The 13,456-nt window shown below is 40.1% G+C and carries 8 protein-coding genes and 1 tRNA gene; 4 read left to right on the top strand and 5 right to left on the bottom strand.

Going from position 1 to position 13,456, the window contains the following annotated elements; translation table 11 throughout:
* Nucleotides 1–170: 170 nt before the first annotated feature.
* Nucleotides 171–1,430, top strand: coding sequence for an ISL3 family transposase (locus A2G56_RS06360; protein ID WP_062708466.1), 1,260 nt, complete (start codon nucleotides 171–173; stop codon nucleotides 1,428–1,430).
* Nucleotides 1,431–1,468: 38 nt separating this feature from the next.
* On the opposite strand, the gene A2G56_RS06355 is transcribed toward A2G56_RS06360, so the two are convergent.
* On the bottom strand, nucleotides 1,469–2,461 hold the full coding sequence (locus A2G56_RS06355) for a helix-turn-helix transcriptional regulator (RefSeq protein WP_062710543.1): 993 nt from the start codon (nucleotides 2,459–2,461) through the stop codon (nucleotides 1,469–1,471).
* A 114-nt stretch (nucleotides 2,462–2,575) separates the two neighbouring features.
* Here A2G56_RS06355 and A2G56_RS06350 point away from each other — a divergent pair, with 114 nt between their 5' ends.
* Nucleotides 2,576–3,916 (top strand): MFS transporter, encoded by a 1,341-nt coding sequence (locus A2G56_RS06350; RefSeq protein ID WP_062710540.1) that lies wholly within the window; start codon nucleotides 2,576–2,578, stop codon nucleotides 3,914–3,916.
* A gap of 380 nt (nucleotides 3,917–4,296) precedes the next feature.
* Here A2G56_RS06350 and polA read toward each other — a convergent pair whose 3' ends face one another.
* The 4 genes from polA to hutI form a co-directional block, all read right to left on the bottom strand.
* Nucleotides 4,297–6,933, bottom strand: a complete 2,637-nt coding sequence (polA, locus tag A2G56_RS06345; RefSeq protein ID WP_062710537.1) for a DNA polymerase I — start codon at nucleotides 6,931–6,933, stop codon at nucleotides 4,297–4,299.
* Between the two features lie 304 nt (nucleotides 6,934–7,237).
* A complete protein-coding gene (locus tag A2G56_RS06340; RefSeq protein WP_172793788.1) occupies nucleotides 7,238–8,257 on the bottom strand; it encodes an IS30 family transposase in 1,020 nt (339 codons plus the stop codon).
* Nucleotides 8,258–8,585: 328 nt separating this feature from the next.
* Nucleotides 8,586–8,656 (bottom strand) — tRNA-Cys (locus A2G56_RS06335).
* 152 nt (nucleotides 8,657–8,808) lie between these two features.
* A complete protein-coding gene (gene hutI / locus A2G56_RS06330; protein ID WP_062710531.1) occupies nucleotides 8,809–10,074 on the bottom strand; it encodes an imidazolonepropionase in 1,266 nt (421 codons plus the stop codon).
* A gap of 190 nt (nucleotides 10,075–10,264) precedes the next feature.
* Here hutI and A2G56_RS06325 point away from each other — a divergent pair, with 190 nt between their 5' ends.
* Together A2G56_RS06325 and ftcD are read left to right on the top strand one after the other, a co-directional pair.
* The gene (locus tag A2G56_RS06325; protein ID WP_062710528.1) at nucleotides 10,265–12,295 is read left to right on the top strand and encodes a urocanate hydratase; all 2,031 of its coding nucleotides are present in this window, start codon (nucleotides 10,265–10,267) and stop codon (nucleotides 12,293–12,295) included.
* A gap of 256 nt (nucleotides 12,296–12,551) precedes the next feature.
* Complete coding sequence (ftcD, locus tag A2G56_RS06320; protein ID WP_062710525.1) at nucleotides 12,552–13,451, top strand: glutamate formimidoyltransferase; 900 nt, start codon at nucleotides 12,552–12,554, stop codon at nucleotides 13,449–13,451.
* Nucleotides 13,452–13,456: the final 5 nt, after the last annotated feature.

The following is a 13,456-nucleotide window of genomic DNA, read 5'->3' as shown; positions in this document are numbered from 1 at the left end:
ATTTTTTTCCAATGAAAAAAGCTAGTTGAAGTTTTCTAGCTTTTAGGGCTCTATAATTTCTGTAGTGGGTAAATTCTTCTCGGAGATTATGGAGTCTTTTTGAATATAGCAAAAAAGTCCCATATGACTTATAATGAAGAGCAACCAAACCACTCATTAGAAAGACTCATATGGAACAATTAGATTATATCAAAGATTCGCTTGACATTAAAGACCCTAACATCACTTTTGAAAAGACATTTGACAAGTTCTTCACTCACAGAGAGTATCATGCCAAGTTAGATTATGATGCCCCGCAATGCCCTGATTGTCAAGGAAAAATGACAAAGTACGATTTCCAAAAGCCTTGCAAAATTCCCTATCTGGAAATGGCGGGTTGTAAAGTACTGATTCGTCTCAAAAAGCGTCGCTTCAAATGTCAAGCGTGTGGGAAAATGGCTGTCGCTAAGACCTCTCTAGTCAGAGAAAATCATCAGATTCCCAACATCATTAACCACAAAATCACCGACAAACTCATGAGCCGTGAAGCAATGACAAAAATCGCTGAAGACCTGTCTATCTCTGTGTCAACTGTCTATCGGCAACTCAACCGCTTTGAGTGCAAGACCGATTTAACCTGGTTACCTGAGAACATGTCCTGGGATGAGTATGCTTTCAAGAAGGGAAAGATGAGCTTTATTGCCCAAGATTTCGATGCTAACAAGATTATCGCTATCCTTGATGGGCGGACGCAAGCTGTCATCAGAAATCATTTCATGCGGTATTCTCACAAGGTGCGCAGTCGTGTCAAAGTCATCACCATGGATATGTTTAGTCCCTATTATGACATCGCTAAGCAACTGTTTCCTAAGGCGAAGATTGTTCTCGATAGGTTCCACATTGTTCAACAGTTATCTCGTGCTATGAACCGTCTCCGTATCCAAATCATGAACCAATTTGAGCGTCAATCTCACGACTATAAGGCCTTGAAACGTTACTGGAAACTCATCCAACAAGATAGTCGTAACCTAAACGATAAACGGTTTTATCGTCCAACTTTTCGCATGCACTTGACCAATCAAGAGATTGTGCAACGTCTTTTGAACTACTCTGATGAGCTACGTCACCACTATGAACTCTTCCAATGCCTTCTCTTTCATTTCCAAGAAAAGCAGGAGAAACACTTCTTTGAACTCATTTCTGATACCATCAAACAGGTCCATCCCATCTTCAAGACCGTCTTGTCAACCTTTCTAAAAGACAAAGAGAAGATTATTAATGCTCTGAAACTACCTTATTCCAATGCCAAACTAGAGGCCACCAACAACCTTATTAAAGTCATTAAGCGAAATGCTTTTGGCTTTAGGAACTTCGAAAACTTCAAAAAACGGATTTATCTTGCTTTGAACACAACAAAAGAGAAGACCAAACTGGTCCTCTCTCGGTGTTAGCTATAAGTCAACCCACTACAGTTGACAAAGAGCCGCTTTTAGTCATCATATAATTTTAAAACTTGGTGTAATTCTTCTTGGATAGCTTTTTTTAGATATTGGGGGCGAATCACCTTGACTTGTTTGCCTTGCATCAGTAGCCACATTTTTAAGCCATAACCGTCATTGGTTTCAAGTAATAATCGAGTGACGGTTTCCCCATTTTCAGTTCGTTGTGAGACAATGCGATGATTGGGAAAACGGTCAAGAACATAGATAGGATCGTAATAAAAGTCAATCATGACTTCAATGGGTTTTCCAAAGAAGGCAAAACTACCGGTCCGATGTGTTAAGTCAATAGGTTGAAAGCGTTGATGATATGGTGCTGTCTTGCCTTTGTCTAAAAGCTTAATATGTTCCATATTATTGATGCGGAATTTATTAAGCTTTTCTACGTGAATATCGTCTTCACTCGTATGATTTGCTGTTGCGATGTAAAAGTACATGTCACTGAAGAAAATCATTTCAACCATTTTAGTAAACTGCACTGTCTTAAAATATTTCGTATAGCTAAAGGAAATCATTCTTTGCTCTGAGATAGCTCGCAGAATCAGTTCTAATTTATCAAAAATGGATTGGCTAGGCACACCTTTGTAAAAGGTTACCTCATTCTTGAGGAGGTTTTTATAAACAAAATCATCAGGTGTTAAAACCTCTAAAAGATCACCAAGCTCCTTTTCAGTGAAAGCTCTACTGCTAATGATTACTTTAAGAATAGCTAACAGTTTATGATCTTCTAGTAGGGAAAGATTACCTAAGCCGATTTTAGCTAGCAAGTCTCTATTTAATCGGTAAACTCCCTTGCTAGGTTGAAGGATGATCTCTTTATCCTCACAGTCAATAAATTGTCCTAGAACTAGTTTAAGGGCCTGGATATCCCGCTGAATGGAAGAACTTGAAACGCCGTACATGTCAGTCAATTCTTTCTTTGTTAACTCATGGTTTTTGGTGAGGTGAATAAACATCTCTAATAACCGTTCGTTTGCTTTCATATTTAAAATCCTTTATAAAAACAGTTTTAGTTATTATAATTTATTTTTTAAAAGTAGACAAATATAGTTTTGCATGCTAGGATATTCTAAAGATTTTATAAAAAGGTTATCGTTATGACAAAAAAACAAATACTTGCCTTCGGAATGTTAGGATTTTCAAAAGACTTGCTCTTATGTTTTTCAGGCGGGTTACTCATGCTCTATTTAACCGATAGTTTGCAATTAGCGACTACTTTAGTTGGAGGGATTTTATTTTTCAATCGCTTCTTCGACGCTTTTAGCGATGTGTTAGCTGCTTATTTGTTGGAGAAATTCTCTGAGTATCTTAAAAAGTGTTACCTTATCGGCATCATTAGTTCTCTTATAGTGTTTATGGCGCTATTCTCAGTTAATAGCTATATGCCAAAGCCGTTGATTGTTGTTGCGGTTTGCGTTTTGTATTTTATACTCGATATTTTTTATACGATGATGGATGTTAGTTATTGGTCACTATTGCCCAGATTTTCTACAGATGATGACACACGTGCTCATTTATCCAGTGTTGCTACTTTCTTTTCAAGTTTTGCGGCTTTGATTTGTTTTACTTCAGCCTTACCTTTATTGCATTTATTTGGAGGAAACAGGGGCTTTTCTAGCTTAACACTAGTGATTGCTTTTTTAGTTGCAAGCTTTGTCTTGTTGGCTTATCCACATTTGCCAAATCTCCAACCAAGAGCAATTGTCTCCAAATCGGTATCTCCTAAGGAGATTTTTCAAGTTCTTTTGTCCAATAAATTGTTCTTTGCTTATGCCTTATACTTCTTTTTCTTTCAATTATCTTTTGAATGGATGAATGCTTATAATATTTATTATTTCAAGTATAGTATTAATCGGGAGTATTTCTACTCGATTTATGCTTTTACGATTTTAGCGCAATTATTTGGAGCCGGTTTTTACCTAAAATTAAATCAGTATTTGTCAAAACAGGGCATATTTTATTTATCGGCCGCACTTAGTGTATTGGGAATGAGTGGCTTATTTGCACTGGGGCAAATTCTGCCAAGTAATATTCCTCTTTTATTTTTGTTTGCCTCAATTAAACAAATAGGATCGGGTCTTTTTATGGTGACAGCGACGCATGATTTGTCTTTAGTCATTGAAGTCAATGAGTCAGAGACGGGAAAGAATTTCCCTGCTATTTTAACAGCGGGAAAATTATTGTTAGCTAAACTGTCAACCTCTGTGACCGCCTTAGGAAGTGGTTTTGGACTACATCTTGCAGGCTATGTAAGCAACCAAGAACAAACGCCTCATACCGCATTTTTGATTAGTTTGCAGACATTTGGTGTACCGATTGTGTTTATTATCATTAGCTTAGCTTGTTATAGCGCCTTTAAGCGCCTGTATCAGCATGATAAAAACAAGCCCACGAAGATGGACTTGTTTTCGGAGAGTTATGAAAAATTTTTAGGATAAGGAGAGTATAAACCAACTGTCTTAAAACAAACTTAAACAGATGGTGTCTTTATTAGAGAACAACTTACCTAAAAAGAATAACTTCAGATTGAAGAAACAGTCCATTTCGGACCATTGTCTTCAATCTTTTTTCTTTAGGTTGAAAAACAAAAATCCCTTAGAAACATTGTCAAATTAATACTTCTAAGGGGTTTGTTGTCTAATGATGTAAAGGTCAAGTTCTCGATTTTTTACGTTCGAGAAGGGTTGGTTACCTTCTGTGCTTTGCCTAGGTTCTAATGACCTACCGAGATGCGGATTGTAATCATTCTGGCTAAGAGAAGGATGTCTTTGCTCGGTCAGCATGCCGCATAAGGCATTAAAATTGGAGTTAGAATCGTCTATTTAGCCTCGTACCAAGTTTTTCCGTATGATTCTTCAGCTAGAAGGGGAACCGTCATCTCAACGGCTGCTTCCATAACTTCTTTGACCAAGGTTTGGATTGCGGGGATTTCATCCTCAGGAACCTCCAGCACGATCTCATCATGCACTTGAAGGAGCATTTTGGTCTTGAAGTTGCCGTCTATTAGAGCTTTGTCTAGGTTAATCATGGCAATCTTGAGAATGTCCGCAGCACTTCCTTGGATAGGAGAGTTAATAGCTGTACGCTCAGCGAAGTTCCGCACATTGAAGTTACGTGAATTGATGTCTGGTAATTCGCGGCGGCGTTTAAAGAGAGTCTCAACGTAGCCTTTATCCTTAGCTTCTCGAACGACCGTTTCCATGTAATTCTTGATACCAGGGTAGCGTTCAAAATAGGTTTCAATATATTCCTTGGCTAGTTTGCGTGGGATACCCAGGTTGTTGGCAAGGCCAAAATCTGAGATGCCATAGACGATACCGAAGTTAACAGCCTTAGCATTGCGACGGTCGTTGCTAGTCACATCTTCTGGTTTTTCAATGCCAAAGACACGCATAGCTGTTGACGTGTGAATGTCCGCACCGTGTTTAAAAGCATCAATCAAATGCTCATCACCTGAAATGTGAGCAAGGACACGAAGTTCGATTTGTGAATAGTCGGAGCTAAGGAGAACAGCCTTATCAGTTGAAGGGGTAAAGGCTTTACGGATGAGACGACCTTGTTCCAGCCGTATTGGGATGTTTTGTAGGTTAGGATCAGTTGATGATAAGCGACCAGTTTGCGTCAAATCCTGTACATAACGCGTGTGGATTTTGCCGTCATCGCGGATGTATTCTTGTAAACCAACCAAATAGGTTGATTGTAGTTTAGCGATTTGGCGATATTCCAAAATCTTAGACACAATTGGTGAAATTGGGGCTAGTCGTTCCAAAACATCAACAGCTGTTGAATAACCCGTTTTAGTTTTCTTGGTATATTCGAGCGGCAATCCCATGGTTTCAAAGAGCAAGATACCCAATTGTTTTGGGGAATTGATATTGAACTCTTGCCCAGCCATCTCGTAGATGTCTTGGGTCAATTTGTCGATGACGACTTGGTTTTCTAGAGCCATTTCAGCTAAAGTGCCACCATTGACCTTGATACCAGCGATTTCCATTTTAGCGAGAACATTTGCTAGCGGCTGCTCCATATCAAAGAGGAGGTCGATTTGGTCATTTTCTTCTAGCTTGGCTAACATAGGCTCCTTGCTCTCGATAAGAACTTGGACTTTTTTAGCCAAATGGCTGAGCAGCGTATCCTTTTCAGGAACCGCACGCTTGGCACCTTTTCCATAAACCACTTCATCGCTTTCTAAAGGCAGAGCTGTGTAGAGACGGGCGATAGTGGATAGTTGATTGTCCTCAACAGTGGATAGTAGGTACTTGGCTAAACGACTGTCAAAGCTAGGGGCAGGAATGTCAATGCCATGATGACTCAGTAGCACCTTGACTCGTTTGAAGTCAAAGGTCTGCATAGGCTTAGCCAGTGCTTTTTGGAAGGCTGGCGCTTGTAGCAAGTCTAGGTCAGTAGAGGCGTAGATGGCTTCCTTAGTCCCCCAAGCAAAGCCGATAATGTCTTCGACATGATAGTTGTCATTGAGCATTTCAAAGTAGAAGAAATCTTGGTCACTGAAGTGTTTGTCAGAAACCGCATTGACCTCTTCAAATGGACTTTCAAAAGTTGGTGTTTCAGCCTCTCCCACCAAGGCATTTTTGAATTGGGTAAAGCCCATGTCGTCGTAGAATTTAGCCAAATCATCAACTTTCGGTCCCATGTAAACAGTGTCCGATAACTCGATAGTGATAGGTGCTTTGGTGTTGATGGTTGCTAGCGTCTTAGATAAGAAGGCCTGCTCTCTATCATTGATAAGGTTTTCTTTCATCTTGGACTGTTTCATGCCATCGATGTTGTCGTAAATCCCTTCCAGACTACCATGTTCAAGCAACAATTTAAGCCCAGTTTTTTCACCGATTTTAGTAACGCCAGGGATATTATCAGATTTATCGCCCATGAGCGCCTTGAGGTCAATGAACTGTTCAGGTGTGATGCCCATTTTTTCCATCAGGTAGGCTGGGGTAAATTCTTCGAACTCGCTTACGCCTTTTTTTGAAATTTCGACCACCGTATTATGGTCAGCTAATTGAATCAAATCCTTATCACCAGATACAATCGTGACGTCGAAATCTTCTAGCTCAGCCATCTTATCAAGTGTTCCGATGATGTCATCAGCTTCATAGTTATCCAAATCATAGTAGCTAATGCCACGAGCTGCCAGCATTTCCCGAATATAGGGAAACTGCTCGCGAAATTCCTCAGGTGTCTTGGCACGACCAGCCTTGTAATCAGCGTACATCTCGGTACGGAAGGTAGTTTTACCTGCGTCAAAGGCCACCAAAATGTGAGTGGGCTGTACGCGTTCCATGAGATTGTCTAGCATGAGGTGGAAACCGTAGATAGCGTTGGTGTGAAGGCCATTAGGATTACGGAAACGGTCAATCTGGTTATACAGGGCAAAAAAGGCCCTAAAAGCAACGGATGATCCATCGATTAAAAGTAGTTTATTATTTGCATTAGTCATACTTCTATTATAGCAGAAAAGAGGCCATAGAAATGAAAAAAGCCTTTTGAGCGCGACGTGCTTTGTCATGTAGGTAGAAGCGTTTTTTGACGTTTAAACGGCTTCTTCAATCAGTCTCTTGTAATGGACTTTGCTAGTTAAAAAAGTAAAAAACATTTGGTGGCAAAGGCGCTAGTCTCCCAAAATAAGGCATCAAAAAAATTGCACTGCTCCAAAAATTTTTTCGAATAGATAAAGGAAAAAACATGGCCCCAGTTGTCAAGTTAAGTGCAACACAGTGTTCATCAGACTAAGTCAATGATTTTTATACTGTTTGAGCTAGCTCAAACAGTTTTTTAGAAGACTGATAGTTGTGTATTCTTCTTGGTTTATCATTAATAGCTTGGGTATACATCTCTAAGTCATCTAGAGTAAGTCCTTTAAGTGAGACTCCTTTTGGTATAAACTCTCTAAGCAAACCATTGAAGTTCTCATTTGTCCCACGTTCGTGAGATGAATAAGCATGTGCAAAGTAGATATCAACACCCTCTAGGTCGCTTAGTAACGCAAATTCACTTCCATTATCAGCTGTTATTGATTTTATTGGATAGCTTTCCATGTAGTCTAAAACAGCCTGATTAACGTACTCAGCTCTCTTTTTAGGAAGTTTAATGGTGAGTGCAAAACGAGTCTGCCTCTCAACTAGAGTCATAATAGAAGGCTCTCCAGCAGTCTTTAAACCAAGAACAGAATCAATCTCCCAGTGCCCAAAAGTTGAACGATCGTTGATATCATCTGGTCTCTTCTCAATAGAAGTTCCAAGGTATTTCTTAGTTGATGGGCGGCTCTTAGTCTTTTTACGAATGCGGACAACTTTAGGCAGGTCAATTGGTTTGATGTCCAATAAACCTTGGTGGATGTAATTGTAAAGCGTCTTGGTACTGGGAACAACTTCCTCAGGATGCTCAAGCTTATAAGAATAGGCAAAAGTATCTACACTATGAATTCTGGGTTTAGCTTGCATAGCTTCTGTGAAAGCTAACAAGAAAGCTTCTGATACTTTCTCAAGTTTCAGATAGTAACTTCCTTTTCTACCCTCAGAATAACGAATCTGAGCAGTTTCTGCGACATATTGTTCGTAGTAAACTTTCTTTCCGTTGATCTGTTTAACTTGCCTGACAGTTCCACGCTTGAGTTCACGGTAGATGGTAGAGCGATTTCGACTCAAACGTTTCGCAATTTCAGCTGGTTTCAATCCTTCTGAAAGATAGGCTTCCATTTTCCCACGTTCTGCTTCAGAAAGATGGTGATAGGCTTGTTTTGTGGTAGAATGATTAGTGGACATGTTCATATTTCCTTTATACTTTGTTTGGCGACTTTAGTATATCAGAGGAACATGTCTTTTCTGTTGCACTTCATTTTACAACGCGGCGGAAAAAACATGGACTTAAATTTTTAAAAAAAACAATTGGATGCCAAACGACCCTATCTCAAATAGTGAGACTGTCGAAGTGATAACGCTTGAAAAGTTTTTGGGCGAGGTGTTCAAGTAAGTTATACCCTTTGCCCACCAACTTTTAAATATTTAGCCGAATGTAACCGAACGAGAAAAGCAAAAAAGCCCGATTTTACGGGCTTTCATTCGGTTAATTCCTGTTAAATCAGGTATAAAAAGGCGGTAGACGGATTTGAACCGACGATCAAGCTTTTGCAGAGCCGTGCCTTACCACTTGGCTATACCGCCATAACAAACTATATTCTACCTTAAAACTCTTTTTGAGTCAAGTTGAAATATTATCTTGATGGCGCTAACACATTTAGCCTGAATAATGTGAAAATAAAGCAGGAAAAAAGGAGTTTAGGCATTTCTTAAACTCCTTTTAGGCTTGATTCCATTTAAACAATCCGTCCTTTATCTACCATTAATTGACCTTTTTTATAAACTTGATGGATTAAATTGGTAGCAAAGAAATAGAATGGGTAGTCGATGTTTGGTGCATCAAAAATAGCAATATCGGCATCTTTTCCAACTGTGAAGCTACCAACGCTATCTTGGCGATTAACCGAATAAGCAGCATTGATAGTGGCAGCGTTTAAAACTTCTACGGGAGTTAGCCCCATCATGAAACAGCCAAGTTGCATAGCAAATTGCATATTAGCGGTTGGACAGCTGCCAGGATTACTGTCGGTAGAAAGTGTGATAGCCATACCCTTGTTAATCATTTTGCGAGCTGGAGCGTAGGTGTCTTCCATGAGGCTAAAGGTTGTTGCTGGCAGCAAATTCCCAATAACCTTGGCTTCGCTCATTTTGGCAATACCTTCATCTGTTGCCATCATCAGGTGCTCTGCACTGGTTGCACCAAGTTCAGCTGCCACATCTACACCTCCAATGGAGGCAATCTCATCGGCATGAATACGAAGTTTAAAGCCCATTTCCTTGGCCTTGCTTAATAAATAGTGAGATTCCTCAGCAGTAAAAACATTTTTTTCACAAAAGACATCACAGAATTCTGCTAGATTATCTTCTTTAACCGCTGGAAGCATCTCCTCAACGATGAGATCTAGATAGGCTTGACTCTTGCCTTTGTATTCTTCTGGGATAGCATGTGCTGCCATGAAGGTCGAAACGAGATCAATCGGATGGTCTTTATTGAGGGCGGCAACAACATCGAGTTGCCGTTTTTCAGTTTCCCAATTTAAGCCATACCCACTTTTAGCTTCGACAGTCGTAACCCCATGCAGTAGCATATAGTCCAATAGTTTCTTGGATTTTTGATAAAGAGTGTCGAAACTAGCTTCTCTGGTCGCTCTAACGGTACTTAAAATTCCTCCGCCTTGTGCCAGAATGTCCAAATAAGAAACGCCAGCTAATTTCTTAGCAAATTCATGTTCTCTGCTGCCTCCATAAACAAGATGGGTGTGGCAATCGATGATGCCTGGAGTTGCAATTTTCCCTTCATAAGAGTGGGTCACCGTTTCTGGACCGATCAAAGAAGCGTCAGGTTGACCTGACCCAACGGCTAGAATAAGGCCATCTTTTATAGCAATATATCCGTCTTCAAGGATTTGGGTATCATTCATTTCCTGACCGAAGAGAGGGTGTCCTGGATCATTTGGACAGAAAACCTGATTGAAATGCGTGAGTAAAATATCAGCAACCATGTAAAACCTCCTTATAGTTGATTGTATGAGTTAATACTATTAGATTACCCATAAAGCGTCAAATTTTAGTCAAAAAAGCCTGAGTAGCATCTTTTTTTATCTTTTTAGCTAGGTTCCTCATAAAAAGACTTTTTATTGACCATCCATTGTTAAACTATCATCGACAATAATATTTTGAGGAGGCGTTTTTATGTCATATTTTAGTGAAGCAGACATTGCATCAGCAATGACAGTTAAATTAGATGATGTGCTACCTGAGAAGACGGTATTTCAAGACGGTATTCGACGCGCACCCGATAGAGGTTTTCGTTTAACTCAAGCGCAAACTGAACTCGCTTTGAAAAATGCGTTACGATATGTTCCTAAAAAATTTCACGAAGAAGTGATTCCAGAATTCTTGGAAGAACTCAAAACGCGAGGTCGTATTTATGGCTATCGTTGGAGACCTAAAGAACGCATTTATGGCAAACCAATCGATGATTACAAGGGAAATTGCACAGCAGCTAAAGCCATGCAGGTTATGATTGACAATAACTTGAGTTTTGAAATTGCCCTTTATCCTTATGAATTAGTTACCTATGGAGAAACAGGGTCTGTTTGTGCCAACTGGATGCAGTACCAGCTCATCAAAAAATACCTTGAAGTGATGACTGAAGATCAAACTTTGGTTGTTGAATCAGGTCACCCTGTCGGCTTGTTCCATTCAAAACCGGAGGCTCCTCGTGTTATTATTACCAATGGACTTTTGGTTGGCGAATATGACAATATGAAGGATTGGGAAATCGCTGAAGAAATGGGGGTTACCAATTATGGACAAATGACTGCTGGGGGTTGGATGTACATAGGACCTCAGGGGATTGTCCATGGTACTTTTAATACTCTTTTGAATGCCGGTCGTTTAAAACTTGGTGTAGCAGATGATGGCGATTTGACTGGTAAACTCTTTATCTCATCTGGTTTAGGTGGTATGAGTGGCGCACAGGGCAAGGCTGCTGAGATTGCCAAAGCGGTAGCAATTGTGGCAGAAGTCGATCAATCTCGTATCGAGACACGTCATTCTCAAGGTTGGGTCAGCCAAATTGCAGAAACTCCAGAAGAAGCTCTAACATTGGCTCAAAAAGCGCTTGACGCTAAGGAGTCGACTTCCATTGCCTATCATGGCAATATTGTTGATTTGCTTGAGTATGTCAATGAAGAAGGTATTCACGTTGATCTGCTGTCAGATCAAACGTCCTGTCACAATGTGTATGACGGTGGTTATTGTCCAGCAGGGATCACCTTTGATGAAAGAACTCAACTATTGGCTGAAGATAAGGAAACCTTCCGCAAGATGGTTGATGACACCTTAAACCGCCATTTCGAAGCCATTAAGACACTAACTTCAAATGGAACTTACTTCTTTGACTATGGTAATGCCTTTATGAAATCTGTTTACGACTCAGGTGTCAAAGAAATTTCTAAAAATGGTATTGATGATAAAGATGGCTTTATCTGGCCATCCTACGTAGAAGACATCATGGGTCCGATGTTGTTTGACTATGGTTACGGTCCATTCCGCTGGGTTTGCTTGAGTGGCAATCATGATGACTTGGTTGCGACTGACCATGCTGCCATGGAAGCCATTGATCCAAATCGTCGCTACCAAGATCGAGATAACTACAACTGGATTCGTGATGCTGAGAAAAATCAATTGGTTGTTGGTACACAGGCGCGTATTTTATACCAAGACTGTTTAGGACGCGTCAATATTGCCCTTAAATTTAATGAATTAGTCCGTGAAGGTAAGATTGGTCCAGTCATGATTGGTCGAGACCATCATGATGTCTCTGGAACAGATGCACCTTTCCGCGAAACCTCAAATATTAAAGACGGTTCAAACGTTACTTGCGACATGGCAGTTCAGTGTTATGCTGGTAATGCTGCGCGTGGTATGAGTTTGGTTGCCCTTCATAACGGCGGTGGTACTGGTATTGGTAAAGCTATTAACGGTGGCTTTGGCTTAGTCTTAGATGGTAGCGAACGTGTTGATGAGATTGTTAAGTCAGCGATTGCTTGGGATACCATGGGCGGTGTTGCAAGACGTAACTGGGCACGAAATGACCATGCTATTGAAACAGCTATTGAGTACAATCGTTTGCACGGTGACACTGATCACATTACAATTCCATACCTAGCTGATGACGACCTTGTTTCATCAGCAGTGGCAACTTTATTTAAATAAAAATGTAAGCGTTATCTAAAAACTGGTATAGTCACATGAATTAACTGTTAGACAAGGAACCAAAAGACGCGGACAGTACTTGATAGGCTATCAAAAGCAGACGTTGTTGACTTGAGTTGATGACTTTCAGTTCTATCTTCATCAATGTCGTTCAGTCTGCTTTTGATTGTCATTGAGTACGACAAATCGACCGTGATGCTCTATCGAAGTTGATTCAAAAGACGCTATTAACTCAATAACTTGAAAGGAAATTGTTATGGCAAAAATTGTTGAATGTATTCCTAACTTCTCTGAAGGACGTAATCAAGACGTTATTGATGGTCTGGTTGAGACAGCTAAAAGTATTGCTGGGGTAACCTTGTTAGATTATTCTTCGGATGCTAGTCATAATCGTAGTGTATTTACCCTTGTTGGCGATGACCAAGCGATTCAAGAAGTTGCCTTTCAGCTAGTAAAATATGCTTCTGAACACATTGATATGACCAAGCATGAGGGAGAACATCCTCGCATGGGAGCGACAGATGTTTGCCCATTTGTGCCAATTAAGGATATCACCACAGCTGAATGTATTGACATTTCTAAAAAAGTTGCCCAACGTATAAACAGTGAACTTGGTATTCCTATTTTCCTTTATGAAGATTCAGCGACACGTCCAGAGCGTCAAAATCTTGCCAAGGTTCGTAAAGGTCAGTTTGAAGGCATGCCAGAAAAATTATTGGAAGATGACTGGGCTCCAGATTACGGCGATAGAAAAATCCATCCGACAGCTGGAGTGACAGCAGTAGGAGCGCGTATGCCACTTGTAGCTTTCAATGTAAACTTGGATACGGACAATGTTGATATTGCCAATAAAATAGCTAAAATTATTCGAGGCTCAGGTGGTGGATACAAATACTGTAAGGGCATCGGTGTCATGCTAGAAGATCGCCATATTGCCCAAGTGTCTATGAACATGGTTAATTTTGAAAAATGCCCACTTTATCGAACCTTTGAAACCATTCGTTTTGAAGCTAAGCGCTACGGGGTAAATATTATTGGTTCTGAAGTGATTGGACTTGCTCCAGCTAAGGCTTTGGTTGATGTTGCTGAATACTACTTGCAGGTTGAAGATTTTGATTACAGTAAACAAGTTTTGGAAAATCATCTACTTGGATAGGAGGT

Origin of the sequence: Streptococcus halotolerans, from assembly GCF_001598035.1 — a bacterium.
In the GTDB taxonomy this organism is placed as follows: domain Bacteria; phylum Bacillota; class Bacilli; order Lactobacillales; family Streptococcaceae; genus Streptococcus; species Streptococcus halotolerans.
This window is presented reverse-complemented; position numbering and strand designations above follow the sequence as displayed.